This window comes from Shewanella sp. FeAMO, assembly GCF_053653955.1.
On sequence record NZ_CM132201.1, the window covers coordinates 3,759,832 to 3,786,306 of the forward strand.

The window sequence follows — 26,475 nt, forward strand, 5'->3', positions numbered from 1 at the left end:
GCTCATGGAGTTTAGCGTAAAGAGCGGCAGCCCCGAAAAACAGCGCTCGGCCTGCATAGTTGTAGGCGTTTACGAACCCCGTCGCCTGTCCGGCATCGCCGAACAACTGGACAAAATCAGTGAAGGTTACATCAGCAACCTGTTGCGTCGTGGCGATCTGGAAGGTAAGCCCGGGCAGATGTTGCTCCTGCATCATGTACCCAATGTACTGAGTGAGCGGGTTCTGCTGGTAGGTTGCGGAAAAGAACGAGAACTAGACGAGCGCCAATACAAGCAGATCATCACCAAGACGATCAACACCCTCAACGATACCGGCTCAATGGAAGCCGTTTGCTTCCTGACCGAACTGCACGTTAAAGGCCGCGACACTTATTGGAAAGTGCGCCAGGCCGTGGAAACCACCAGCTCTACCCTCTACAGCTTCGATGGACTCAAGACCCGCAAGGGCGAGACCCGCCGCCCGCTGCGCAAACTGGTATTCAATGTCCCTACCCGTCGTGAACTGACGGTCGGCGAGCGCGCCATCGAGCACGGTGTCGGTGTTTCTGCCGGTATGCAGTTGTGCCGCGACGTGGCCAATATGCCACCCAACATCTGTAACCCGGCTTATCTGGCCTCCCAGGCCCGGCAACTGGCCGAAGTGCACGAGAACCTGAAGGTCAGCACTGTCGGTGAAGAGCAGATGGCCAAGCTTGGCATGAACGCCTACCTGGCCGTGGGCCGTGGCAGTGCCAACGAGTCCATCATGACAGTGATGGAGTATCAGGGCGCCGTCGATACGACCGCCAAGCCGATAGTGCTTGTGGGTAAGGGCCTGACTTTTGACTCAGGTGGTATCTCGCTCAAGCCGGGCGAAGCCATGGATGAAATGAAATACGACATGGGCGGCGCTGCCGGGGTACTGGGTACCATGAAGGCCATCTGTGAAATGAAGCTGCCTATCAATGTGGTTGGGGTACTGGCCGGCTGTGAAAACATGCCTTCCGGCAACGCCTATCGCCCAGGTGATATTCTCACCACCATGAGCGGTCAAACCGTGGAAGTGCTCAACACAGACGCCGAAGGCCGTCTGGTGCTTTGTGATGTACTCACCTATGTGGAGCGCTTCGACCCTGAACTGGTGGTCGATACCGCCACTCTGACAGGTGCCTGTGTTATCGCGCTGGGTAAACACGCCTCAGGTCTGTTCTCTGCCCATAACCCACTGGCGAGTGAGCTGCTCAATGCCGGTGAGCAGAGTGGTGACCGCGCCTGGCGCCTGCCGATATGGGATGAGTATCAGGAGATGCTGGACAGCCCATTTGCCGATATGACCAACCTGGGCGGACGCCCTGCCGGGTCTATCACGGCGGCCTGTTTCCTGTCGCGCTTTACCAAGAAGTACCACTGGGCTCACTTGGATGTAGCAGGTACAGCCTGGAACAGCGGCGCCAACAAGGGCTCAACCGGTCGTCCGGTTCCTATGCTGGCGCAGTTCCTGCTGAACCGCGCCGGGGTCGAGCAAGGCGAATAAGCGCCTGACTCCCTGCCAATAAAAAGCGAAGCCCAGTGCTTCGCTTTTTATTGGCTATTTTATAAAGCCAATCTTCCCTTTGTCCTGCTCCTTCCCCGTCTTTTGATTATCGCCCCCGCCTTTTGATTATCGCCGAGTGAGCCGGCGCTTGAGCAAAATGGTATTCATCCACGGCTCAAACCACAGAGCTAAGCCATAGTAAACCGACCTTTTGAATGGTCGTGGCTCAATACAGCCCCATAAAACTCGCCTTCCAACTATAAAGTTCCAGCCAACATGACTCCGTTTGCTTTAACTCTGAACGCTTTAATTCATTGTTTTTAATCCAGTTACTTTCTATCGTGTTTCCTTAGTCACTTGGTTCTGACACTTAGGCCCCAATCCAAATAAGCGTTGTTCAAATAAACCACTAGACGACTGGTCTAATGGTAATTATACTGGCCGCCATGAACACACAGACACAAAGCACACGCCAACACATACTGGACACGGGTTACCAGCTCGTCGTAACCAAAGGCTTTTCCAATGTTGGCCTGTCACAACTGCTGCAACATGCCAAAGTCCCCAAGGGCTCCTTCTACCACTACTTCAAATCCAAGGAGCAGTTCGGTGAAGCCCTGATAAAGGACTATTTCAACGATTATCAGGATAAGCTGCAGGCACTGCTGGGCCATGAGCGCACTCCGGCGCTACAACGGCTGCAAAGCTACTGGCAACTCTGGCTGGACTGCGACGCCGATGTCTGTGGCGCGCAAAAGTGCTTGGTAGTAAAGCTAAGTGCCGAAGTGGCCGATCTCTCTGAGCCGATGCGTATGGCGCTGCTGCAAGGTGCCAAGCGGATCATTGCCACCATTGCCGAATGTATCGAAGCCGGTAACCGGGATGGCTCTGTCAAAGTCGGCAACAGTGACCAGACGGCGCAGCTACTTTACAACCTCTGGCTGGGGGCCAGCCTGATGAGCAAGCTGACTCAGGATAAAAACGCCCTTAATCTGGCAATGCAAACCACTGACAACATACTCGCAGGCAGGCTGGACAACAGCGGCCAGTAACAGATACTCCCCGCCACACATGTGGCGGGATTTTTTTAACCAAAAACTAGACGACCGGTCTAATTAAGCAATAAAAGCCAATGGAGCCTATTATGACTGCCAATCAAAACCCACATCAGCGCATTGTGCTGGCCTCTCGCCCGAGCGGCGCTCCCAATGCAGACAACTTCCGTCTGGAAAGCAGCAGCAAGCCGGTGGCAGGTGACGGCCAGGTGTTGCTGCGCACCATCTATCTGTCGCTGGATCCATACATGCGCGGCCGCATGAGTGATGCAAAATCCTATGCCGAGCCGGTAGCCGTGAACGATATCATGGTCGGCGGTACGGTTTGCCAGGTGGAAGAGTCCCGTCATCCGGACTTTGAAGTCGGTGAGTGGGTGCTCGCTTACACTGGCTGGCAAAACTATGCCCTTTCGGACGGTGAAGGGTTGTTGAAACTCGGCAAAGCGCCGGCTGCCCCTTCATACGCCCTCGGAGTCATGGGCATGCCGGGTTTCACCGCCTATATGGGACTGCTGGATATTGGCCAGCCCAAAGCGGGAGAAACCCTGGTGGTTGCCGCCGCTACCGGACCGGTTGGCGCTACTGTAGGCCAGATAGGTAAACTCAAGGGCTGCCGGGTCATAGGTATTGCCGGCGGCGCTGAGAAATGTCGCCACGCCAAAGAAGTACTGGGTTTCGATGAGTGTCTGGATCACAAGGCCGAGGACTTCGCCGAGCAGTTGGCCCGAGTCTGCGACCAGGGAATAGACATCTATTTCGAAAACGTCGGCGGCAAGGTGTTTGATGCCGTATTGCCCCTACTTAACACCAGCGCCAGAGTCCCTGTATGTGGTTTGGTGTCTCAATATAACGCCACTGAGTTGCCGGCCGGCCCGGATCGCCTGTCACTGCTGATGAGCACCATTCTGGTGAAGCGGATCAAGATGCAGGGATTTATCATTTTTGACGACTATGGTCACAGATATGAAGAGTTTGCCAAGGATATGGGTGACTGGCTGTCTCAAGGCAAAATTCAATACAAGGAGCAACTGGTCGAAGGGCTGGAGCAGGCCCCACAAGCCTTTATCGGCCTGCTTGAAGGTAAAAACTTCGGCAAGCTGGTGATCAAGGTTGCCGAGCCGCTGTGATAAAAACTGATGGCTGCACCAAGTTGAGTCCTGCGGCCATTCGGTAACCAGCAAAGCAAGACTTGCGGTCCTCTATAAGCATAACCAAGAGGGCCGCCAATTTTGATGGCTTAATTCAAGCTATTCACGCCGTCTTTAACAAAGCTTTGGATCAGGTCTCCAGCTTAAGCCTGGTTTCAAAGACAATCCGGGCACGCCCTTTGATTTGAACTTTGTGAACAGTCTCTTTATCGGCAAAGACCCGCACCTGCATATATCCCTTGCGGCCCATCTGTTCGCCCTGAGCGATGGAAAACTCCGAGCCCTGCATGCTGGCAGGCAAGCTGCCGTAGTGAGTCAAATAAGCGCCCAAAGGCCCATTGGCATTACCCGTCACAGGATCCTCTGTTATCCCTATGGCAGGTGCAAACATACGCCCTGCAGCCAGCACGCCCTCTTCTTCAGACTCCAGTGTAAACAGGTAAAAACCATTGCAACCAATTTCCCGACTCAACGCCACCAGCTTGGGCTCATCCAAGGTGACCTGCTCGAGCAGCGCTTTACTCTTGAGTGGTACCATCACTTTGGAGTGGCCGGTAGAAACTATCTGTACCGGCAAATCCGTCACCAGGGCCCCTTCAGGCAAGCCGGTACCCAGCAACAATGACTCAACCTGGGCAGCACTCAAGATGGCGCCAAACTCTACCTTTCCCTGAGTCATCAGCACTGAAATATCGCCCTCTTCCGGTGCTATGGTAACCGGTAGCTTTCCTGCTCCCGTCTTTTGAATCACGGTTCCATCTGTGACACTGCGACTTTTGGCATAAACATAGTGGGCCGACACCGTGGCATGGCCACAAATAGGGACCTCTTGAGTGGGAGTAAAAAACCTGACTTCGATATCGTAATCGGCCCCTGAAGTATTAAAAATAAAGGCCGTTTCCGAATTATTTAGCTCTCTGGCGATATTTTGCATCTGCCGCTCATTCAAGCCATCGGCATTGAGCACTACACCGGCGGGATTACCGGCAAACAGCTCAGTGGTAAAGGCATCCACTTGAAAGAGTTGTAACTCCATGATTGACTCCGGAACAAAAGCGTCAAACGAGTATCGACACTTTCCCAACCCTTGGCAATATAGGCGTAGCTTGTCACCCGATAGCTCAAGAGCCTTATCGGGATGGCGCGGACCATTTCAACCTTTGGCCAAAAGGTGTAAAATCCTCCTCTTATGTCAAATGGCTACCAGTGTTCTGTGCAGGGGTGAGATGCAGGCGATGAGCAAGGCAACTTTTTATCTGCTGCCGAATGCAGCACAGCAACCAAGCGCCGAGCGGTTGCAACTGCTTGCCTGTCAGTTGGCCGGGCAGCATTATGCAAACGGTGAATGGCTCTATATTCACTGTGAGGATCAGGCTCAGGCCCATGGGATTGACGAGCTGCTGTGGCAGTTTGAGCCCAGTGCTTTTGTACCCCACAACCTCAAAGGGGAAGGCCCTGCCGCCGGTGCACCGGTTGAAATCGGCTTTGACAGGCTGGGGCCCAATCAACGCCGTCCGATACTGATCAATCTGGCCAATGAAGCCCCGGCGTTTGCGGTAAACTTTGGCAGGATCATAGATTTTGTTGCCGGTGATGAGCAACACAAGGCCCTGGCCAGGGACAGATACCGCCAGTATCGTAATCTGGGAGTCACGCTCAGCACCCAGGATTTGGCAACACAACCACTTAATTTTGTTTGAGAAACGACAGTTCCCATGGAAAAAACATACAATCCGCAGTCTATTGAACAAGCGCTCTACCGTGTATGGGAAGAGAAAGGTTACTTCAAGCCCCACGGTGACGAGTCCCAGGGCAACTATTGCATCATGATCCCGCCGCCGAATGTCACCGGCAGCCTGCATATGGGACACGCCTTCCAGGATACCATTATGGACACCCTGATCCGTTACCAGCGGATGAAAGGCAAGAACACCCTCTGGCAAGTGGGTACCGACCATGCCGGTATCGCCACCCAGATGTTGGTGGAGCGCAAAGTCGCCGCCGAAGAAGGCAAGAGCCGCCACGACCTGGGCCGTGAAGCCTTTATGGACAAGGTATGGGAATGGAAGAACCAGTCCGGTGGCACCATTACCCGCCAGATGCGTCGCCTGGGCGCCTCAGTAGACTGGGACCGCGAGCGTTTCACCATGGACGAAGGTCTGTCGGAAGCAGTGCAGGAAGTGTTTGTTCGCCTCTATGAAGATGATCTCATCTATCGCGGTAAACGCCTGGTTAACTGGGATCCCAAGCTGCACACTGCAATTTCCGATCTGGAAGTGGAAAACAAGGAAAAGCAGGGCCACATGTGGCATTTCCGCTATCCACTCGCCGATGGCGCCCTGACCGCCGACGGTAAAGACTATCTGATTGTCGCCACCACACGTCCGGAAACCATGCTGGGTGACAGCGCCGTTGCCGTGCACCCTGACGATGAACGTTATCAATCCCTGATAGGCAAAGAGATCATTCTGCCAATCGTTAACCGCCGTATTCCTGTGGTGGCCGATGACTATGTGGATATGGAGTTTGGTACCGGTTGCGTGAAGATCACCCCGGCCCACGACTTCAACGACTATGAAGTCGGCAAGCGTCATAATCTGCCTATGTTCAACATACTCACCCAGGATGCCGCCATCCGCACTGTGGCCGAAGTGGTGAATGTCGACGGTAGCCTCAACACCGAATTGGACGCCTCTTTGCCAAGCCGTTATGCCGGTATGGACAGATTCAAGGCCCGCGATGCAGTTGTCGCCGAATTCGAGACCCTGGGTCTTTTGGAAAAAATCGAGCCCCACGGCCTGAAAGTGCCTTATGGCGACCGCAGCGGCGTGGTGATTGAGCCGCTGCTGACAGACCAATGGTATGTGTCTGTCAAACCACTGGCCAAGACAGCCATAGAAGCGGTGGAAAACGGCGATATCAAGTTTGTGCCTCAGCAATACGAGAACATGTACTTCTCCTGGATGCGTGACATTCAGGACTGGTGTATTTCACGTCAGCTGTGGTGGGGTCATCGCATTCCGGCCTGGTATGACGACAGCGGCAAGGTCTACGTCGGCCGTAACGAAGCAGAAGTACGCGCCAAGCACAACTTGGCAAGCGATATTGCTCTGCGTCAGGACGATGATGTACTGGATACCTGGTTCTCCTCTGCCCTGTGGACCTTCTCAACCCTGGGCTGGCCACAGCAAACTCCTGAGCTGAAAACCTTCCACCCCACAGACGTGCTGGTGACAGGTTTCGACATCATCTTCTTCTGGGTAGCCCGGATGATCATGATGACCATGCACTTCATCAAGGATGAAGACGGCACACCTCAGGTGCCTTTCAAGACTGTCTATGTGACCGGGCTTATCCGTGATGAGCAAGGCAACAAGATGTCCAAGTCCAAGGGTAATGTGCTGGATCCTCTGGATATGATCGATGGCATAGATCTCGAATCTCTGGTTGGCAAGCGCACCGGTAACATGATGCAACCGCAGCTGGCCGCCAAGATAGAAAAGAGCACCCGCAAGGAGTTTGCCGACGGCATCGAAGCCCACGGTACCGACGCGCTGCGCTTTACCCTGGCTGCCATGGCGTCCACCGGCCGTGACATCAACTGGGACATGAAGCGCCTGGACGGTTACCGCAGTTTTTGTAACAAGCTGTGGAATGCTTCCCGCTATGTACTGATGAATACAGAAGATCAGGATTGCGGCCCCAACTCACCTAACGGCAAGGCCGGCGGTGAGATGCAGCTGTCGCTGGCGGATCGCTGGATCACAGGTCTATTCAACCAAACGGTCAAGACCTTCGAAGAGCATATGGGCGCCTATCGTTTCGACCTGGCCGCCAATACCCTGTACGAATTCACCTGGAACCAGTTCTGTGACTGGTATCTTGAGCTGACCAAGCCTGTGCTGCAAAACGGCTCTGAAGCCGAGCAGCGTGGCACCCGTCATACTCTGGTGACTGTACTCGAGCAGCTGTTGCGCCTGATGCACCCACTGATGCCATATATCACTGAAACCATCTGGCACCGTGTCAAACCACTTGCCGGTGTGGAAGGGGAAACCCTGATGCTGGCCGCCTTCCCCGAGTATCAGGCCGACAAAGTCGATACCGAGGCCATGGCCGACTTGGAATGGGTCAAGCAAGTGATTGTTGCCGTGCGTAACATCCGCGCCGAGCTGAACATAGCTCCATCCAAGCCGCTCAACGCCTTGCTGCGCAGTGTCAGTGCCCGCGACAAGGCCCGTGTAGAAGCCAACCAAACCTTCTTCACTACCCTGGCCAAGCTGGAAAGCATGACGATTCTGGCCGATGGCGACAACGCGCCCATGTCCACCACCCAACTGGTGGGCGAGATGGAACTGTTGATCCCTATGGCAGGGCTTATCGACGTAGCGGCTGAGATGGCTCGTATCGACAAACAGCTGGACAAGCTGAGTGGCGAAGTCGCCCGCATTGAAGGCAAGCTGTCCAATGAAGGCTTTGTTGCCAAAGCCCCGGCAGCCGTTATCGACAAAGAGCGCAGCAAGATGGCTGATCTCAAGCGCGATATGGACAAGCTCAAAGAGCAGCAAGCCGAGCTGGCCAAACTGGAAGCCTGACAGTAAATCCGCATAGGCTAACAAGTATAGGCAATCAAGGGCAGTCAATCGACTGCCCTTTTTTCATTCCGTTTGCGCCCAGGGCAGAGGGTTGGCAAGATTAAGATAATTTCATCTGCCAGCGCTGGCTATCGGAATGACATATTGTTAGATTGGGGAATATTCCAAGGGGAGTAACTTCTCGCCGGTTTGTCGTCATTACGGTGTTTGCGCACCCGGCAACCGGGCAAAGCCACTGAGCTGTGCTTTGTAAGTGAGACCTTGCCGACAGGCAAGATCCGTGCTCCTTCAGCTGGCCTGCCGTCGGTGGCAGGCTTTGTTGTATTTGGAGATAACGAAATGGGTACCTGGTGGTTGTGGAGCGGATTTCTGGTAATAGTACTGGGGATCCTTTGGATAGATCTTAAGTTTGTCGGCGGTGGTCACAGCCATAAAGTCTCGGTCAAAGAGGCGGGGATCTGGACCCTGGTGTGGATAAGTGTCGCCATGCTGTTCAACTTAGGGATCTGGTTCTATCTGAAACAGACCGCAGGTCTCGAAGTCGCCAATCAGCAAGGGCTGGAGTTTCTCACCGCCTATCTCATCGAAAAAGCCCTGGCCGTGGACAATGTATTTGTCTGGTTGATGCTGTTTAGCTATTTCGCCATCCCCGCCGAACTGCAAAGGCGGGTGCTGCTCTACGGAGTGCTGGGCGCCATAGTCATGCGCGCCGCCATGGTATTTGGCGGCACCTGGCTGATTAATCAGTTCCACTGGGTGTTGTATCTATTCGGGGCCTTTTTGCTGTTTACCGGTGCCAAGATGCTGTTTGCCAAGGAAGAGAATGAAACCGATCTCTCCAACAGCAAACTGCTCGGCTGGCTCAGAAAACACCTGAAGGTGGTGAAAAAGCTTCAGGGTGAGCGCTTTGTGGTGCGTCGGCGCGGCATGTTATTTGCCACGCCCCTGTTACTGGCGCTGATTTTGGTAGAGATCAGCGACATCATCTTCGCGGTGGACAGTATTCCGGCCATCTTCGCGGTCACGACAGATCCCTTTATCGTACTAACCTCCAACATCTTTGCCATCATGGGACTCAGGGCCATGTACTTTCTGCTGGCGGGCGCCGCCGAACGTTTTGTGCTGCTCAAATATGGCCTGGCGCTGATCCTGATGTTTATCGGTACCAAGATGCTTCTGCTGGATATCTATCATCTGCCTATCATGCTGGCACTGGCGGTCATCGCCGCTATCCTGCTGATCAGTGTATTGGGCAGTTTGTGGCTGACCCGGGATAAGGGTAAACAACCACAGGCATAATATCTGTCACTTGTCAGTCGCTCGACAAACGTATAAATTAACAATTTTACAACACCTTGTAGAGCTACATGTCAGAATGAAGGTATTCACTTTATCGACAAGCAGACTATTATTGACTCCACTGGCGGAAGAAGATCGAGGCCTATTCACCGGCCTTTATCGCGATCCTCAAGTCATGTCTTTTATCGCAGCTGAGCTCAGTGAAACAGAGGCCGAAAGGCGATTTACCCATACCCTGACAGCCAAAAACAAGTTGCTGCCCCGAACATATTGTTGGTGTATCAAAACCCGCAGGCAGCTCCCGATAGGCATACTGGGCCTCAGCCGCTACGGACGAGCTGGCGAAATAGGCATTTTGTTGCGCCCACAGGCTCAGGGACAAGGTTATGCCAAGGAGCTACTGCACCTGATGCAGCAGCGACTCTCAAATGAAGCGACCCTCGATGAGCTGCTGCTTCGTACTCATAAAAAGAACGAACCGATGAAAAAAGTCGCCTTGGCTATGGGGTTTAAGCCAGTCATGGCCGAGCCTGAGCACTCCCGCTTGATGTCATTTCTGTGGCAGACCACCAACAGCGCTTTAAAAAATAATAAACATTGATAACATTAGCAAAACAACTAAAGAGGCCAAATCAATGCAAGGCTCTATCACCTGTGTCGGCGTCGGTATGATGCTGGGGGCTCACCTGAGTCCAGTCAGCCTTAGTCATATCGAGCAGGCCGATATAGTGTTTTGTGGAGTATCCGACCCTCTGGTCGAACTCTGGCTTAAGGAACTCAATGCCAATGTCCGCTCGCTACAGCCTTGCTATGCTCACGGAAAACCCCGCCATCTCAGCTATCGGGAGATGGTCGATACCATGCTAAGTGAAGTTCGTTTGGGTAAAAAAGTGGTCGGTGCCTTCTATGGACATCCAGGCGTGTTTGCCAAAGCGCCTCACCAGGCAGTGACCATTGCCAGGAATGAAGGCTTTGAGGCGCAGATGCTGCCAGGCATATCCGCTGCCGATTGCCTCTATGCCGACCTTGGCATAGATCCCGGTCAAAATGGTTGCCAGCACTTTGAAGCAACCCAATTCATGCTCTACCACAAGCGAGTCGATCCGACTGCTACTCTGATCCTGTGGCAGATAGGCCTGGCAGGCGATCTCGACATGGGGCTGACAATCACAGACGCCAAGAATCGGCAACTCTTGTTGGAAGAACTCTATCGGCTCTACAGTCCAGAGCACTCCTGCTGGCTTTATGAAGCCGCCACCACGGCGCTGGCCTCTCCCAGAAGAGAAGCCATTAAACTGCGCGACCTTGTAGAGGCCACTTTGGCGCTCCATACCACTTTGGTGATCCCTCCGGCTGCAAAACCCGAACCTAACTTAGAAATGCGAGCACGCCTTGCGGCATTGGGTAGCAAGGCGCCCTTGTATCATCAACCCGAGGAGAGTGTATGAGTAAAGTGATTAACCTGCTGGCCCGACTGGGCGCCGACCCGAGCCTGCACGCCCCCGAGGCGCTGGATAAAGCCCTGACTGAAGCCGGGGTATCCGCCGAAATAGCCATGGCCATCAAAGATAAAGATCTGCTGCAGTTAAAGGCCGAGCTGGATCTTTGCCCGGACGTATTCTGTATATTTTTTCTTACCGAAGATGAATCGGAATCTACCGACGAGGATGACGAGAGCAACACATTATTAGCCATAGGCGCATAATTTCTTATAGGGGGGAATCCCCCCCTTGCACCGTTTTCATTCAAAATACTGATGCCGTTTGTTTATAACTATGTTTGTATTTTTTGAGGGAGAAAACAGCATATTGGTGTTTTTTTTGACACCAATGCCAAAGTATAATGCGGCTTTATAGCGACGATGGAAACCTGCCATGCTGGCTTTTATCAAAGAAGAAATATCACTGCTTATCGCCTTGATTACCTTGTTATTCTTTAAGACAGGTGGCGCTGAGTATCTGGCGGACGGAACTCCGCTCGCCGTTTATATCCCGCTGTCGATATTGCTGCTTGTGGTAGTGATCTGGACCATTTTCGGGGTCGTGCGCCATTCAGATATTCTGGCTATTCGACTGGGCGATCCCTATGGCACCCTGATCCTCACCCTGTCGGTGATCTCATTGGAAGTGGTGATGATCTCCTCTGTGATGCTGACAGGTGACTCCAACCCAACCCTGGCCCGGGACACCATGTTTGCCGTGGTGATGATCATCTCTACCGGCTTGGTGGGGCTGACACTGCTGCTGGGCGGTTGGCGTTATCATACCCAGCAATTCAATCTCGATGGGGTAAAATCCTACCTGGTCGCCATTATCCCGCTGGCCCTGGTGTGTCTGGTGCTGCCCAATTTTACCGAAGGCGGCAGCATAGGCGGCTTATCGGTTTCCATGTCCTGGATGCTTGGCTTGGTGTCGATAATGCTCTACGGCATCTTCCTGATTATCCAAACCAAGAGCCATAGCCATTTCTTTGTCGACGCCGACCACCTGGATGATGAGCACCATCATCATGCCTCCAGCCACTCCAACCTCTACCACGGAGTGCTGTTGCTCATCTGCCTGGTAACCGTAATGCTGCTGGCCAAGACCCTGGCCATGCCCATCAACTACAGCATTACCACTCTGGGCGCGCCGGCGAGCCTGGGTGGCTTCCTGGTAGCCTGTATTATTCTCGCGCCGGAAGCTGTGGGTGCCATAAAAGCCGCGCTCAATAATCAGTTGCAAAGAGCGATGAATCTCTATTTTGGTTCTGTGCTGGCCACCATAGCCCTGACCGTACCTGCGGTACTTCTGGTGGGCAGTATTGCCGGTGAAGAGGTCAGGCTGGGGCTCAGTCCCGCAGATATGGTACTGCTGGTGACCACGCTGATGGTTTGTAAGGTGAGTTTCAGCAGTGGCCGCACCCATGCGCTGCACGGGGCGACTCACTTGGTGTTGTTTGTGGTCTATCTGTTCTTGATGTTTGAGTAATCATTCGCGGATGTTGGCCATGAAGAACACATCCACATATTCGCCATCACGGAAGGCATAGTCCCTCGCCTCGCCCTCAATCACAAAGCCATGGCGTTTGTAGAGCGCTATGGCGGCGTGATTGTCGGTATAAACCGTCAGCTCAAGGCGTCTCACCGCCAACCAGTTATGGGCCAAATCCACAGCGGCTGCCAACAGCGTAGAACCCACGCCGATACCGCGGCACTCTTCACTCACCGCCATCCCCAGATCGGCCACATGCTTACGTCTGGGGTTGGTTTGTACCTGTAAGGAGAGCTGACCAGCCACCTCCCCTTGCCACTCTGCGACCAGTGAATAATAACCATCCGGCAGTTCGCCCAGACGCTTATACCACTTTTCGAGTGACGGAAAGGGCTGCTGCAAGGTGCCAGCATAACAGCTGGGCTGAGTAAAGAGCGCCCGTATTGCCGGAATATCCGTGTGCTCGCTGTGGCGCACCACTACCTCTTGTTGTGACTGACTCACCTTGGGTTCAAACTCTGTTGCCTGCACTCTGTTGTTCTCCTTAACTAAAAGCCGCCAAGCCTGTCTGGGCCCGTCCCAGGATCAAGGCATGAATATCATGGGTCCCCTCATAGGTATTGACCGCTTCCAGGTTCATCAGATGCCGGATGACATGAAACTCGTCACTGATACCATTACCACCGTGAATGTCCCTGGCCTGGCGAGCGACTTCGAGCGCCTTGCCGCAGGAGTTACGCTTGATTAGCGAGATGGCCTCGATAGCCAAACTGTCCTGATCCAGCAAGCGACCGGCCTGCAAGCAGGCAAACAGCGCCGTGGTGATCTCTGTCTGCATGTCCACCAGCTTTTTCTGGATCAGCTGATTGGCCGCCAGCGGCCTGCCAAACTGGACTCGGTCCAGACTGTATTGCCGCGCGGCATGCCAGCAAAACTCGGCCGCGCCCAAGGCGCCCCAGGCGATGCCGTATCTGGCCTTGTTGAGACAGCCAAAGGGCCCCTTGAGCCCCTCGACGTTGGGCAGCAGAGCATCGACACCCACTTCAACCCCGTCCAGCACGATTTCGCCGGTTATCGAGGCCCTGAGAGAGAACTTGCCCTCTATCTTGGGCGCCGACAGCCCAGGGGTACCCTTTTCCACTAAAAAGCCACGAATGACCCCATCCAGCTTGGCCCAAACCAGGAAGAGATCGGCAATCGGTGAATTGGTGATCCACATCTTGTTGCCATGGAGCCGATACCCTCCGGGGATGGCTTCGGCGCGAGTCTTCATGCCGCCGGGATCTGACCCCACATCCGGCTCGGTAAGGCCGAAACAGCCAATCAGCTCCCCCCGTGCCAGCCTTGGCAGGTATTTCTGTTTCTGCTCTTCACTGCCGTAGGCAAAAATCGGATGCATCACCAAAGAGGACTGCACACTCATGGCCGAGCGATAACCACTGTCGACCCGCTCTATCTCCCGGGCAATCAGGCCATAGCTGACATAGTTGACCCCGGCGCCGCCATATTCAGTAGGCAAAGTCGCCCCGAGTAACCCCAGAGCACCGAGCTCTGTCATGATCTCGGGATCAAAGTATTGCTCGCGATTTGCCTGCAGGATCCTGGGTTGCAACTTGCTTTGGGCATATTCATGCACAGTGTCACGGATCATCCTTTCTTCCGGCTGCAACAGACTGTCAAACTGCAAGGGATCTTGCCAATCGAAGGGATTACGGGCCATAGCTTTGTCCTTTTTTTCAGCTGATTTTCATCATGCTACCTCAGTCCCGGATGTCTGCCCAGAGCTGAAACCTCTGCCAAACAAAGATTACGTCTGTATCAAATTGCAACCTTTACGAAAGAAATCTCTGAATTTGCGCCGGACAAATGCTAATCTTCTGCACAATCTTGGTCATAGTTATTACTGATATTTCCGGTATTCATGTCTGTACGGCTCTGTTTATTCATTATCAGCCTCTTTTCTCTCAGCGCCTGGGCCCATCCCTATTGCGAGGAGAGAGAGTGCATACCTGTTGGTGAATGGGATCTTGGACTGGCTTTGGGTTACGGCCAAAAGAGCAACCCCTTGCGCCATCAGGACGATATTCCCCTCTATGTGATCCCCAGTATTGCCTACTATGGTGAGAACTGGTTTTTTGACAACGGTAATCTGGGACTGACCCTGGCGGAGTCGGAAAACTACACCATCAACCTGGTGACGGCTTACAGCAGAGAGCGGGCTTTTTTCTACCGCTGGGATCCCAGCAATGTGTTTACCTTCAGTGGCGGATCTCAAGTCTCCATTACCCCGGAGAGCCGCGCCGCGCCGGTAATGTTAATGCAAAGCAGTGAACCACCAAAAGTTTTTAACGAATTGGAGGACAGGCACTTTACATTTCTTGGCGGAGCCGAGGCTTTTATTTACACTCGATACGGTATACTGAAACTTTCGCTTACACATGATATGTTCAATGTTCACCGGGGCACTGAAGCCAAAGCCAGATGGTTATATCATCTGACATTGGAACGCTGGAAACTGGAGTTTGCCCTGAACATAGAATGGAAGAGTAAAGAAATAGTCGACTATTACTTTGGCGTAAGACCAAGCGAGAATGCCTATTGGAGTCAGGCGTACCAGGGGAGTTCAGGCTTTAACCGCGGACTGGAGTTTACCGGTCGCTATAGTCTCAACGAGGACTGGGATCTTGTATTAGGACTGCGTTATACCCAACTTGCCGATGAAATAGCCAAGAGCCCTCTGCTGGATGAAGATGATGTCAGAGCTTTTTTCATTGGTGCTGCCTATAGGTTTTAAAACAAGGTGCGCTTAGCAAAAGGCTGGTGTTGGCTGTTCCCGCTGCTGATGTTGTCAATGATATTCGCAGCCAAGGTACAGGCCGAACCAGATAATAATAATAATCAAGAAGCCAAGCTGGCTATCACTCCACAGCTCTGTATTCTCAAGAGTGAAGAGGACACCTGTTCGCTTGACGTCAGTTTAAGCTGGAGTAATACAAACGGTGCGGTTTGTATCCTTTCTGATTACGAAGGGTTACAACGTTGGTGCAGTGAAACTGAAGATGTGCACAGCCTCACATTCCGACTCACAACCAGTGAGGACATTCACTTTGTCATGGTAGATAAAGACACATGGCAAACCTTAGCCGGCGTTTACTTTAGAACTACGCCCGTGTCTGACACCAGCGTCAGGCGAAGATATCGTAACCCTTGGAGTTTATTCTGATGACCTCAGCGCAATCGACTCACCGAGTTTTATTGGTGGAAGACGACATTCGTCTTGCCAACCTTATTGTGGATTATCTCAAGTCCCATGGCATGCATGTAGAAGTTGAGCGCCGCGGTGACACAGTACTGACCAGACTGCTTAACTACAAACCGGACATTATCCTGTTGGACATCATGCTGCCGGGGATGGATGGACTGACATTATGTGAAAAGCTGCCGGATTACTTTGCCGGCCCTATCCTGCTGATGAGCGCACTTGGCTCCAACGAAGATCAGATCAAAGGCCTGGAACTGGGCGCCGATGACTATGTGGTTAAACCGGTTGACCCGGCACTCCTGGTCGCGCGGATCAACAATCTGCTGAGACGTCATACCAAGCCACCTATGGCAGAATCCCATTGCCTGAGCTTTGGCAAGCTGAGCATAGATCCTCACACTCAGGCGATTCGTTTGGGCGAGAAAGAGGTGGATCTCACCAGTCACGAATTTGAACTCCTGTGGCTGCTGGCATCCCAGGCCGGCCAGGTGCTGAGCCGCCAGTATATCTACCAATGCCTGCTGAATATCGATTTCGACGGTAAGGATCGCAAGATAGACGTGCGCATTTCCCGCCTGCGCAAGAAGCTGGGCGATAACATAGAAACACCGTTCAGGATCAAGACGGTCTGGGGCCAGGGATATCTATTTGCTCCCGAGGCCTGGAACAGCTAATCCTCTTTTAGGTTACCGCGTGAAACGCCTCTTCATCAGTTTGTACCTGCTGATCAGCCTGAGTTTTCTCGGGCTGGGATGGACCCTCGACGCCCTCTGGCAGCAACACGATGACGAGGCGGAACTGTTGGCCGATGCGCCTTTGATGGCGATGGCGGCCATGCTGAAGCCCATGCCCCCAGAGCAGCGGCAACAGGCGATTGCCGCCGCCAATGTCAATGCCACTTACCCGCTGCGTCTGTTCAGTGCCGACAAGATCACCCTGGCAGACGATGGCGAGTTGGCTCCCGGTGAAGTCTTCACCACCCTGACCAACTCTGGCAAGCAGATGCAGTTTATCCGTCTGGATCAACAGGTGCTGATGACAGGCCCAATAGATACAGACCCCAGAGCCAGTCTGCGCGGCCTGTTCACCCTGTTCTTCTATCTATCTCTGGCCGGGGTTGCCCTGGTTTGGGTCTGGCCGCTATCACGGGATCTCAAAGTGCTGAAACAAGCCACCCAGGCACTTGGTCAGGCCAAATGGGATACCCGTATCAAGCTGTCACCCCGTTCTCAGGTAAAACCCCTGGCGCACACCTTCAATGAGATGGCGCGGCATATCGGTGCTCTTATCGACAACCAGCGCCACCTGGCCAATGCTGTCTCCCACGAGATCCGCACTCCGCTGGCCAGGCTCAAGTTTGCCCTGGCGCTGATCCCCAACTATTGCCGTGAAGGCGCCGATGAAGCGGCCAGAGCCGACTTTATTGCCGGCATGACAGAAGATGTCAAAGAGATGGAATCCTTGCTGCAGGAGATGCTCACCTACGCCAGCCTGGAGTCGGCCCAAACAGGGCTGAGACAGGAGAGCTGCGATCTCACCGCCCTCTGCCGCCAAGTGATAGACAGACTGCAGAGCCTGAGCCCTATTCCGATAACCCTGGATAGCTCAGTCGCCAAACTGCCCTTCACCTGTGAACCGGCCTTGATTGAAAGAGCGCTGCAAAACCTGCTCACCAATGCCCAGCGCTTTGCCGAAAGTCAAATTCTGGTGACACTGAATGAAGAAAAAGACAGGGTAACTATCGAGGTTAAAGACGATGGTGAAGGGATCCCCGAAGAGGAACAGCACAAGATTTTCGAGCCCTTTGTCCGCAGCGATACCTCACGCAACAGCAATAAAGGCTTTGGGTTGGGGCTGGCGATTATCAAGCGCATAGTCGAACGCCATCACGGCGAAATCCTGCTGTTCAGCCGCCCCGGGGAAACTCGTTTTTGCATCAGCCTGCCCAAGCGGGAATTCAATCGAGACTGAAATCGCTGAAGTCCAGAGGCTCGTCTTCGTCACCTTTGGCATCAAAGTCCAGGCTGTGATTCAACTGCAGCTCTTCCTCCTTGAGCTGTTCCCTGCGCGCCTTTATCTGCGCCAGCTGCCAACGCCGTTTACGCGCCTTGCACAGGCGAATGACATCCAATTTACGGGCATCGGAAAAGTTGAGCCAATCGAACCTCTCTTCGCGGTTCCGAAAACAACCTTTGCAATAGCCCTTGGCATCTGTCTGGCAGACACCGATACAGGGGCTGGGGATATCAAAAAAGACCAGTTGTTCCATAGGGGCGTAAATGCAGGCTCTCTGACGGCTGAACCTTAGGTATATCATCTCATTCTTAAAAAGGCGATTTTTTATCCACTTCTTGCACTGGCGGCCGCTTTGGCACAAAGTCACAGGGTAAGGTATATCCCTTCACGGAGGACAAGCGATGAAATTCAGGACACTCTTGCTGCTGTTACCCCTGCTGCTGACGGCCTGCGCCCAGCAGCCGAAACAAGACTACGACCCAGGATACAGCTTCGCCAAGCTACAAAAGTTCACCCCCCTGCCGATTTCCAGCAGTGATGATCCCCTGAGCGCCGAGCGGATCAATCAGGCGATTGTCGACACGCTGAAAAGCAAACAATTTATCGAAGTCACCGAGTCAGCGGACTTCAAGGTTTCCTTTGCCTTTCGCACAACAGATAAGCCGAAAGACAAGGGCCTCTCCATCGGCCTTGGCAGCGGCACCTGGGGATCTGGTGGTGGCATAGGCGTGGGCACCAGTGTGGGTGTGCCTCTGGGAGCCGATGCCAAACTCCAGACCATACAAATCGATATCATAGAGGCCACCAGCAACCGCCTCATCTGGCGCGGCAGCGATCAGTTCAGCTTCAGCGATGGCGGCGAAGGTAAGGCTCAGGCAACCCGGGAAACCGTGATGCGGATCCTGAGCCAGTTTCCGCCTCAACCGTGAGCCATCACAGTGCGGCCGTTGGCCCATTGACGCAGGGCATTGAGCTTTTCGGCCATCACCACAGATAAGGGGCGGGTCCGACTCAGGGCATCGAGCAGCCAGGCCTGGTTGGCCTCCTGCCCAGCTGCCCTCGCGGCATAACGGGCGGAAATAACCGCCTGCTCTATCTCGGCGCCGGAGAAACCTTCACTGGCGCTTGCCAGACTCGCCAATTCCAGCGCGGCCGGATCGATATTGCGCTTGCGGCAGTGGATACGGAAGATCTCCTCCCGGGTGGAGCTGTCCGGCAGGTCGACAAAAAATATCTCATCCAGGCGTCCCTTACGCAGCAGCTCGGGGGGCAGCGCGCTGATATCGTTGGCGGTTGCCACCATAAAGACTTCTGACTTGCGCTCTGCCATCCAGGTCAGCAGGGTGCCGAGGATCCGCTTCGAGGTGCCTTCATCGCTGTTACTGCTGCCCAGCCCCTTTTCAATTTCATCTATCCAGAGTACGCAGGGCGCCATCAATTCCGCCATCTCCAGCGCTTTCTTGAGGTTGCGCTCCGTCTCGCCTATGTACTTATTGTAGAGTCCGGCCATATCCAGGCGCAGTAAAGGCCGCTGCCAGATCCCGGCCACCGCCTTGGCCGCCAGGCTCTTGCCGCTACCCTGCACCCCGAGCAGCATCACGCCCTTGGGCGTATCGAACGATTGCGCATCGCTGCCAAGGCGCCTGTGGTTCAGCCACTCCTTGAGTCTGGAAAGCCCGGCAACATCGGCAAAGTCACAAGTGTCGTACTCAAATTGCAGCACACCTTCCATATCCAAAAGCTCAAACTTGGCCTTGTTGACCACGGGAATATCCGAGTGACACAAGGCACCATCATCCCAGATGGCCTTACGGGCAAGACGTCGTGCATCGGCATGGCTCAGACCACGAAGATTACCGGCAAGCAGTGGGATCACGGCTTCATCGAGACGATTCAATACCCCTTTGGCTCGGGCCAGGCGCGCTTCCTCTATAATGAGGTTTTCCAACTGGGCCTGCCCTGGCATGGAGAGGGAGAAATGAGCGCAGTATCGGCTCAGTTCAGGGGGCACATCAAAGGCGTGGCTGACCATCACCAGGGTGTGCTGCAAGGTTTCGTGCTCAAGGGCAATCTCCTTGATCATTCTCACGTTACGCGGCGCATCGACCACATAGGGGTGAAAGTCACAGAGCACATAGATCCCCTGTTGCTGGCTGGCCTTGATGTGCGCCAGAATATCGGTCGGTTCGGCATTGAATTTCTGCACCCCGACTTCCCTGTCCAGCCGCTTGAGCCCCTGGGTAACACTCCAGCCATACAGGGGCCGCATCAGCACACCGGCCACTCGTTTGAGCAGCTCCAGTACCCTGGGCTCCTCATACGTTTCAATTATCACCAAGGGCGTACCGCCCCTGAGCACCCCGGTTAAGTCTTTGACATCCTGCATTCTGGCTTCCCGCACGATAATAGCGGACTTAAGAATAACAAAGTTTCAACATCCGCCACAGCAGCGCAAGCAGTGATCCAGCGCACAATTTATCAAGCCTTCCGCCCAAGCCGATTGCCAAAGGGTAAACTAGCAAAAAAATCCGCTGCCACAGGCAGCTACAATAACCAAAGGTACCCACACTATGTTAGGCACTCCCCTTAGCCAAGGCGCCGTGCGCGCCATGCTGCTCGGCTGCGGCGAACTGGGCAAAGAAGTTGCGATTGAACTGCAGCGCCTGGGCGTCGAAGTCATTGGCGTCGACCGCTACCCCAATGCCCCTGCCATGCAGGTCAGTCATCGTTTTCATGTGGTGAACATGCTCGATCCCGAGGCGCTGCGCGCCGTCATCGAGCTGGAGAAACCCCATCTGGTCATTCCGGAAATCGAAGCCATAGCCACAGCAACGCTGGCAAAGATGGAGGCCGAAGGCCTGAAGGTAGTACCCACTGCCAGAGCCACCCAGTTGACCATGGACAGAGAAGGCATTCGCCGTCTGGCAGCAGAGACGCTGGGGATCCCCACGTCGCCCTACGTCTTTTGCGACACTGAGACAGAATTCAATCAGGCGGTGGCCCAAATAGGTTTGCCCTGCGTGGTCAAGCCTGTGATGAGCTCATCGGGCAAGGGCCAGAGCGTGATCCGCGAGCAAGCCCAGATAGCTGCGGCCTGGGAGTATGCCCAGCAAGGTGGCCGCGCCGGTCAAGGCCGGGTGATTGTCGAAGGCTTTGTGCCTTTCGACTACGAAATCACCCTGCTCACCATAAGTGCAGTCAACGGCATTCATTTCTGTGCGCCTATAGGCCACAGACAGGAAGACGGTGACTACCGCGAATCCTGGCAGCCACAGGCCATGAGCCAAGCGGCCCTGGAAAAGGCACAACAGATAGGCGCCAAAGTGGTTGAGGCGCTCGGCGGCCACGGTTTGTTTGGGGTAGAGCTCTTTATCAAGGGCGATGAAGTCTACTTCTCTGAAGTCTCGCCCCGCCCACACGACACCGGCATGGTGACCCTGATAAGCCAGGATCTGTCCGAGTTTGCCCTGCACGTGCGTGCCATTCTCGGATTGCCGATCGCCAATATCCGCCAGCACGGCCCCAGCGCTTCGGCTGTGGTGCTCAAAGAAGGCGACTCAGACAACCTGCGTTACACAGGCCTTGCAGCAGCGCTGAGCGAAGCCGACACCCAGCTACGACTGTTCGGCAAGCCGGAGATCCATGGTCGCCGCCGTCTGGGTGTTGCCCTGGCAAGGGATCTGGATATTCAAAGCGCCATAGACAAGGCGCTGCGCAGCGCCGCCAAAGTAGAAGTGATTTTTTAAAAGAGACCGCCATGAGCCAGCATTTTCAGGGTAAGTATGAAGTGGAACTCAAGTTCCGTCTGAATGAGTCTTGCAGCAAACAACAACTGCTTGAGCGCATCAATGCCATGGAGCATGAGTGCATGTTTGCCGATAATCAGGAGGACGACTGCTACTTCGATACCCCGGATGGTCAACTGGCCGCGGCGGACAAGTCACTGTGCATCCGGGAGATGCAGCCATCCAACAATCTGCTGTGGATCCTCAAGGGCCCGGGAGCAGATTGCTGTGAAGCGGTCAATATCTCGGATGCTGCCAGGGCCCGCAGCATGCTCAGCGCCATGGGCTATGTGCCGGTGCAGCGGCTGCAAAAACGCCGCAGCATCTACTTTATCGGCAAGTGGCATATGACGCTGGACAGCCTGGCGGGGCTCGGCGATTTTGCCGAGCTGGCGATCATGACCGACGATAGCGATAAGCTGGAGCAGCTTCGCAGCGAGCTTTGGCAACTGGCGGCCCGGTTCGGGCTGACCCAAGCCATGTTGGAGTCCCGCTCCTATCGGCAACTGTGCAACAGTTAAACTCGGTTAATAGCGTCTAAACCTGGTTAACAGAGTCTCCGCCAATAAAGGCGCGCAGATTGTCCACGGCAATATCCAACAGCTTCTGCCTGGCCTCTAGCGTCGCCCAGGCATTGTGCGGACTTATGCTGACGCCTTTGGCATTGAGTAAGGGGTTATCCGGCATAGGGGGTTCACTGGAGAGCACATCCACTCCGGCCCGCAACTTGCCCTGATTGAGTGCTGTGGCAAGCGCAGTTTCATCCACCAGCCCGCCACGGGCGGTATTGATCAAAATCACCCCGGGCTTTAACAGCTGCAGCGAGTCTTGATTGATCATCTTCTCGGTCGCCGCTGTCAGCGGGCAGTGCAGCGAGATCACATCGGCTTCACGATACAGCTGCTCCAGTGGCGCCCAGCTGATGCCTTCGGCCAGGTCATGGCGCTCAGTTCGGGTATGCAGCAGCACCCGCATCCCCAGTGACCTGGCTATATTCGCCACTCGCGAGCCTATATCACCATAACCGACAATTCCCATCACCTTGCCCGAGAGTGACATCAGCGGTGACAGAGTAAAACAGAAGTCGGTGCACTGGCTCCAGGCCCCCGCCACCACCGCCTGGTGGTGCTGCGCCACTTGTTGGGTGTGATACAAGAGATGGGCAAAGACCATCTGCGCCACCGCATCCGGACCATAGCCAGGCACATTGGTGACTGTGATGCCAAGGTCGCCGGCGGCCTGTAAGTCAACCACATTGGTGCCCGTGGCAAGAATGCCTACGTACTTGAGCCCAGGCAGCGCCGCCAGTTGCTGCGCCCCGAGCACTGTCTTGTTGGTGAGCAAAACATCGGCGCCTTGGGCGCGCTGCAGCACAAGCTCCGCCGGGGTTCTGTCATAGACGCTAAGCTCCCCAAGTGCCTTGAGTGGCGACCAATCGAGATCACCAGGATTGAGACAAAAGCCATCCAGAACCACTATTTTTAAGCTCATACTCACCTCTTTGTTACCCCACTCAGAAACGGTATCTTAACCCCAGATTGGCCTGCCCCTGCCACAGGGTATCGCCCCTGATATGCCATAAGCACTGATTGGCATCGCAAAACAGGCTGCTGTCGCTGTTTATCAGGGTCGCATAGCCGCGCACATCGGCAAACAGGGATAGCTGCTCCAGCAGTTGATAATCCAACCCCAGCCCTAGCCCCATGGAAAAACGGGTTTCGTTGCTGCCATGCTCGGGACGCAATTGCGTCAAACCGGCACTGGCGGTGACATAGGGCCGCAGCTTGTCTTTGGGAAAATAGAGGGTGCCCCCCAGATGCAGATAATCGACGCTGAGGTCCATCAGCTTGTCAGTGCCCGGGAAACCGCTGCCACTGAGCTCTGTGCCCTGATGGGAGTAAAGCAGATACATGTCACCCGGCTCTGACGTCGTCAGCCCCAACATAAAGCCAAAATGACCGGCCTCGGTAATATCCGCACTACTGTTGTTATTAACCGTGCTTTCGCTGGACCTATAGTCCAGATCATTGCCGCCAAAGCTGTAGCCGCCGAACGGCGCAACAAACACTTCGGCCTGAGCCTGACCGCTCAGGGCCAATAACAAGGGAATTGAATAAGCAAGTTTCATGGCGCTCTCCTTGGGTGAACCCTCTTTAACAGCATGAGCCAACACCCAAGGGCGAGGCTCAGCGCATTCCTCTACTGCTCTTGACCCTGTCGTAAGCCGCCTGAATATCCTGAGCCTTACGCTTGGCCAACTCCATCATCTCTTCCGGTAAGCCCTTGGCTACCAACTTATCCGGATGGTGTTCATTCATCAATTTGCGATAGGCGCGTTTGATGTCCTGATCGCTGGCGGATTCTGACAGCCCCAAGACTTCATAGGCATCGGCAACCGATGGTCTATGATCGCCGGGAGCTTGTTGAAAACGCAGCTCCGCTTGCCAACGCTTGAGCAGTTCATCGAGCTGAAAGCTGCTGAATCCCAGCTCTCTGGCAATCACCTGCAGTATTGCATATTCCTTGTCCTGCAGCTCACCGTCAGACAGGGCAGTCTGGATTTGAATTTCCAGAAACATCTGCTGCACTTCCCGGCGACCAAAGGTGATGCGTCGAAAGCGGCGCAGGCTGGCTTCCAGTTCAAAGTCCGGCTCCTTGCCCTCGCGAAACGCCTGCTGGGCGTCTTTTCGTGCCGTGCCGCTGAGGCGCAGCATATCCATCAGACTGGTGGCCATGCGGATATCGTTTTCGGTCACCCTCCCCGAGGCCTTGGCGATATGCCCCATAACGGCAAAAGTGGTGTTGAAAAACTGTGCCTGCCGACTGCCCCCCGGAAGCCCCTGAGAGGCCGCCATCCGCTTGTCATATAGATGCCCAAGCCAGATCCCCAGCAAGGCGCCGAAGAAACGCCCGAACATAAAGCCAATGACACCGCCGAAAAATTTACCCCAAATACGCATCTGTTATCCCATAGTGCGCCCGTGCTTGGCCGGGCCAATACTCAATCTTGAACAGTCTTGTCTTATCCGGTTGCGGGCTCGTGGTTAAACAGTCCCTTTCGCCTGCCTAAGCTCCAACTGTTGCAACCTGTCCAGTGTGCCGACATCACACCAGTAACCCGTGAAATGACTGCCACTGATAAGCCCCTGCGCCATCTTTTGCCGCAGCAGCGGCGCCAAGGCAAAATGTGTTTGGGCTACCCCATCGAATAGCTCGGGGCGATATATTCCCACCCCGGAGAAAGTGTACCTGGGCGCGCCCTTGTCACTGACCCGCAAATAGCCGAATGTTTGCGGCAGCAAGGCGAAGTCTCCCTCGGGATGCTGCGCCGGGTTATCCACCAGAAACAGGTGCGCCAGCGTATCTGCAGCCAAATTGGGCAGCTCAGGCATGGCATCGATAAACACATCGCCGTTAATCACTAAAAAAGGCGCGTTGCCAAGTAGCGGCAGAGCCTTTTTGATCCCGCCGCCGGTTTCCAGCGCCTCAATCTCACGGCTGTAATGAATCGTCACGCCAAAACGGCTGCCGTCTCCCAGGCGTTCAATCAGTTTGTCTGCCTGCCAGGCGCAGTTGATCACCAACTCAGTCACGCCCATGGCGGCCAAACGTTCAATGTGATACTCAATCAAGGGCTTACCGGCCACTGTCACCAGAGGTTTAGGCAGCTTGTCGGTCAAGGGGCGCAGACGCTCCCCTCTGCCGGCTGCCAGAATCATCGCCTTCATTTGTGCTCCTGTGCCTCTGCTTGTGGTCGGGACTGTGGTTGAGATTCTGGTTGAGCCGGCTGCTGAGTCAGTGGTAATAACCTCTGCCTGACCCAGGAGGAAAGCGCCTGCAACTGAGGATAACGCTCGCAGATATCGGCCACATAGCCGAGTGTAAGCGGTATATCCTTGAGATAACCTGACTTGCCATCTCTGTGGTGCAAACGGGCAAAGATACCCGCCGCCTTCAGGTGTCGCTGCACTCCCATGAGATCGAACCAGCGACTGAAGGTGGCAAAATCAACATCTTTGCCAACCAACCCCAGCTCGCGACACTGTTCAAAGAAGGCTTTGAGCAGCGGCTCGACTATCGCATCCGGCCAACGTATATAGCAATCTCTCAGCAGCGAGACTGCATCATAGGTCACAGGTCCCAACACGGCATCCTGAAAATCTATTACCCAAAGCTTACCCTCTTTAAGCATCAGATTACGGCTGTGAAAGTCCCTGTGCATGCCGACCTGGGGTTGCGCAAGCGCGCTCGCCGTCAATATAGCAAAGCTTTCAGCCAACATAGTATGTTCAGCGGCTGTCAGGGAGACTTGCCAGTGTTTATCCAGCAGCCACTCGCTGAAAATCGCCAGCTCGCGTTCAACAAAGGCCGCATCATAGTCCGGTAAGGGGCCAAGCTCACTTTCCCGCACCGCCGCGATATCCGGCAAAATCGCCAGCGCCTTGAGATACCAGTCACTCACATTGGTTTCGGTCAACTCGGGCAACAACAAGTTATCGCCAAGGTCCTGCTGCAGAATAAAACCCGCTTCCTCATTGAACTCAAGCACCTTGGGCACCCGAATGCCCGCTTGGTGATACGCCCGCGCCAAGGCAATAAAGGGCTTGTTATCCAATAAGTTGGGAGGAGAGTCCGTGACTATGTAATCACAACCATCGACATTGAGACGAAAATAACGCCTAAAGCTGGCATCACCGGAAATCAGCTTGGCTTGCAAGGGCTTACCGAAAAGTTGCTGCAACCAGCACGACATGGAAAGAAATCTGGGATCAGACAAGGTCATCTCATGGCTCTTGACGAAAAATTGCTTTATTATACCGAGGTAAAAAA

27 protein-coding genes are annotated in these 26,475 nt (G+C 54.4%); 17 read left to right on the forward strand and 10 right to left on the reverse strand.

The genetic code is table 11. From position 1 onward, the window contains the following. Positions 1-4: 4 nt before the first annotated feature. The 3 genes from pepA (at position 5) to ACWAU4_RS16965 (ending at position 3,695) form a co-directional block, all read left to right on the forward strand. Entirely contained in the window at positions 5-1,513 is a 1,509-nt protein-coding gene (gene pepA / locus ACWAU4_RS16955; RefSeq protein ID WP_028781604.1) for a leucyl aminopeptidase, read from the forward strand. Positions 1,514-1,959: 446 nt separating this feature from the next. Further along, positions 1,960-2,565 (forward strand): TetR/AcrR family transcriptional regulator, encoded by a 606-nt coding sequence (locus ACWAU4_RS16960; protein WP_071237080.1) that lies wholly within the window; start codon positions 1,960-1,962, stop codon positions 2,563-2,565. Between the two features lie 92 nt (positions 2,566-2,657). Continuing rightward, positions 2,658-3,695, forward strand: coding sequence for an NADP-dependent oxidoreductase (locus ACWAU4_RS16965; RefSeq protein WP_071237081.1), 1,038 nt, complete (start codon positions 2,658-2,660; stop codon positions 3,693-3,695). Between the two features lie 151 nt (positions 3,696-3,846). Here the strand turns inward: ACWAU4_RS16965 and ACWAU4_RS16970 are convergent, their stop codons facing one another. Then, positions 3,847-4,752 carry a PhzF family isomerase gene (locus ACWAU4_RS16970; RefSeq protein WP_037437371.1) on the reverse strand — a complete coding sequence of 302 codons (906 nt, stop codon included), beginning with the start codon at positions 4,750-4,752 and terminating at the stop codon, positions 3,847-3,849. A 199-nt stretch (positions 4,753-4,951) separates the two neighbouring features. Between ACWAU4_RS16970 and ACWAU4_RS16975 the strand changes: the two genes are divergently transcribed. The 7 genes from ACWAU4_RS16975 to ACWAU4_RS17005 all read left to right on the forward strand — a co-directional run bounded on the left by ACWAU4_RS16975 (position 4,952) and on the right by ACWAU4_RS17005 (position 12,579). Beyond that, positions 4,952-5,416 (forward strand): DNA polymerase III subunit chi, encoded by a 465-nt coding sequence (locus tag ACWAU4_RS16975; RefSeq protein WP_208125022.1) that lies wholly within the window; start codon positions 4,952-4,954, stop codon positions 5,414-5,416. Positions 5,417-5,431: 15 nt separating this feature from the next. Beyond that, positions 5,432-8,311 carry a valine--tRNA ligase gene (locus tag ACWAU4_RS16980; RefSeq protein WP_117199862.1) on the forward strand — a complete coding sequence of 960 codons (2,880 nt, stop codon included), beginning with the start codon at positions 5,432-5,434 and terminating at the stop codon, positions 8,309-8,311. Between the two features lie 339 nt (positions 8,312-8,650). Beyond that, a complete protein-coding gene (locus tag ACWAU4_RS16985; RefSeq protein WP_208142042.1) occupies positions 8,651-9,610 on the forward strand; it encodes a TerC family protein in 960 nt (319 codons plus the stop codon). A gap of 10 nt (positions 9,611-9,620) precedes the next feature. Continuing rightward, positions 9,621-10,211 (forward strand): GNAT family N-acetyltransferase, encoded by a 591-nt coding sequence (locus ACWAU4_RS16990; RefSeq protein ID WP_208162466.1) that lies wholly within the window; start codon positions 9,621-9,623, stop codon positions 10,209-10,211. Positions 10,212-10,245: 34 nt separating this feature from the next. Then, positions 10,246-11,058 carry an SAM-dependent methyltransferase gene (locus ACWAU4_RS16995; protein ID WP_025889271.1) on the forward strand — a complete coding sequence of 271 codons (813 nt, stop codon included), beginning with the start codon at positions 10,246-10,248 and terminating at the stop codon, positions 11,056-11,058. Then, entirely contained in the window at positions 11,055-11,315 is a 261-nt protein-coding gene (locus ACWAU4_RS17000; RefSeq protein ID WP_025889269.1) for a hypothetical protein, read from the forward strand. The genes ACWAU4_RS16995 and ACWAU4_RS17000 overlap by 4 nt, the downstream gene beginning before the upstream one ends. A 169-nt stretch (positions 11,316-11,484) precedes the next feature. Then, entirely contained in the window at positions 11,485-12,579 is a 1,095-nt protein-coding gene (locus ACWAU4_RS17005; RefSeq protein ID WP_144161656.1) for a calcium:cation antiporter, read from the forward strand. Here the strand turns inward: ACWAU4_RS17005 and ACWAU4_RS17010 are convergent, their stop codons facing one another. Both ACWAU4_RS17010 and ACWAU4_RS17015 read right to left on the reverse strand, forming a co-directional pair. Further along, entirely contained in the window at positions 12,580-13,113 is a 534-nt protein-coding gene (locus tag ACWAU4_RS17010) for a GNAT family N-acetyltransferase (protein ID WP_223828856.1), read from the reverse strand. Between the two features lie 13 nt (positions 13,114-13,126). Continuing rightward, a complete protein-coding gene (locus tag ACWAU4_RS17015; RefSeq protein WP_144161653.1) occupies positions 13,127-14,302 on the reverse strand; it encodes an acyl-CoA dehydrogenase in 1,176 nt (391 codons plus the stop codon). Between the two features lie 201 nt (positions 14,303-14,503). Here ACWAU4_RS17015 and ACWAU4_RS17020 point away from each other — a divergent pair, with 201 nt between their 5' ends. Genes ACWAU4_RS17020 through ACWAU4_RS17035 form a run of 4 tightly spaced genes read left to right on the forward strand, consistent with a single transcriptional unit; the run spans position 14,504 to position 17,815 of the window. Then, positions 14,504-15,376: a MipA/OmpV family protein gene (locus ACWAU4_RS17020; RefSeq protein ID WP_208194463.1), complete on the forward strand. Its 873-nt coding sequence runs from the start codon at positions 14,504-14,506 to the stop codon at positions 15,374-15,376. A gap of 6 nt (positions 15,377-15,382) precedes the next feature. Continuing rightward, on the forward strand, positions 15,383-15,805 hold the full coding sequence (locus tag ACWAU4_RS17025) for a DUF3019 domain-containing protein (protein WP_234504309.1): 423 nt from the start codon (positions 15,383-15,385) through the stop codon (positions 15,803-15,805). Then, positions 15,805-16,518, forward strand: coding sequence for a response regulator (locus tag ACWAU4_RS17030; protein ID WP_025889263.1), 714 nt, complete (start codon positions 15,805-15,807; stop codon positions 16,516-16,518). The genes ACWAU4_RS17025 and ACWAU4_RS17030 overlap by 1 nt, the downstream gene beginning before the upstream one ends. A gap of 19 nt (positions 16,519-16,537) precedes the next feature. After that, complete coding sequence (locus ACWAU4_RS17035) at positions 16,538-17,815, forward strand: ATP-binding protein (RefSeq protein WP_025889262.1); 1,278 nt, start codon at positions 16,538-16,540, stop codon at positions 17,813-17,815. Here the strand turns inward: ACWAU4_RS17035 and ACWAU4_RS17040 are convergent. Continuing rightward, positions 17,802-18,113 (reverse strand): DUF1289 domain-containing protein, encoded by a 312-nt coding sequence (locus ACWAU4_RS17040; protein ID WP_025011380.1) that lies wholly within the window; start codon positions 18,111-18,113, stop codon positions 17,802-17,804. The genes ACWAU4_RS17035 and ACWAU4_RS17040 overlap by 14 nt on opposite strands. A 148-nt stretch (positions 18,114-18,261) precedes the next feature. Between ACWAU4_RS17040 and ACWAU4_RS17045 the strand changes: the two genes are divergently transcribed. Continuing rightward, entirely contained in the window at positions 18,262-18,789 is a 528-nt protein-coding gene (locus ACWAU4_RS17045; RefSeq protein WP_025011379.1) for a DUF4136 domain-containing protein, read from the forward strand. On the opposite strand, the gene ACWAU4_RS17050 is transcribed toward ACWAU4_RS17045, so the two are convergent. Next, positions 18,780-20,246 carry an AAA family ATPase gene (locus tag ACWAU4_RS17050; protein WP_062793815.1) on the reverse strand — a complete coding sequence of 489 codons (1,467 nt, stop codon included), beginning with the start codon at positions 20,244-20,246 and terminating at the stop codon, positions 18,780-18,782. The two genes, ACWAU4_RS17045 and ACWAU4_RS17050, sit on opposite strands and share 10 nt — an antisense overlap. A 184-nt stretch (positions 20,247-20,430) precedes the next feature. On the opposite strand from ACWAU4_RS17050, the gene purT reads away from it, so the two are divergent. Further along, the gene (gene purT / locus ACWAU4_RS17055; protein ID WP_025011378.1) at positions 20,431-21,606 is read left to right on the forward strand and encodes a formate-dependent phosphoribosylglycinamide formyltransferase; all 1,176 of its coding nucleotides are present in this window, start codon (positions 20,431-20,433) and stop codon (positions 21,604-21,606) included. Between the two features lie 11 nt (positions 21,607-21,617). After that, positions 21,618-22,166, forward strand: a complete 549-nt coding sequence (gene cyaB, locus ACWAU4_RS17060; protein WP_025011377.1) for a class IV adenylate cyclase — start codon at positions 21,618-21,620, stop codon at positions 22,164-22,166. Positions 22,167-22,182: 16 nt separating this feature from the next. Here cyaB and ACWAU4_RS17065 read toward each other — a convergent pair whose 3' ends face one another. From ACWAU4_RS17065 to ACWAU4_RS17085, 5 genes are all read right to left on the reverse strand, one after another. Next, positions 22,183-23,136 carry a D-2-hydroxyacid dehydrogenase gene (locus ACWAU4_RS17065; protein WP_071237040.1) on the reverse strand — a complete coding sequence of 318 codons (954 nt, stop codon included), beginning with the start codon at positions 23,134-23,136 and terminating at the stop codon, positions 22,183-22,185. A gap of 22 nt (positions 23,137-23,158) precedes the next feature. Then, positions 23,159-23,773, reverse strand: coding sequence for an outer membrane beta-barrel protein (locus tag ACWAU4_RS17070; protein ID WP_208166227.1), 615 nt, complete (start codon positions 23,771-23,773; stop codon positions 23,159-23,161). A gap of 58 nt (positions 23,774-23,831) precedes the next feature. Then, positions 23,832-24,605 (reverse strand): co-chaperone DjlA, encoded by a 774-nt coding sequence (gene djlA / locus ACWAU4_RS17075; RefSeq protein ID WP_028781624.1) that lies wholly within the window; start codon positions 24,603-24,605, stop codon positions 23,832-23,834. Between the two features lie 84 nt (positions 24,606-24,689). Beyond that, positions 24,690-25,373, reverse strand: a complete 684-nt coding sequence (gene murU / locus ACWAU4_RS17080; protein WP_454290336.1) for an N-acetylmuramate alpha-1-phosphate uridylyltransferase MurU — start codon at positions 25,371-25,373, stop codon at positions 24,690-24,692. Further along, positions 25,370-26,428 (reverse strand): aminoglycoside phosphotransferase family protein, encoded by a 1,059-nt coding sequence (locus ACWAU4_RS17085; protein ID WP_454290337.1) that lies wholly within the window; start codon positions 26,426-26,428, stop codon positions 25,370-25,372. The genes murU and ACWAU4_RS17085 overlap by 4 nt, the downstream gene beginning before the upstream one ends. Between the last annotated feature and the right edge of the window lie 47 nt (positions 26,429-26,475).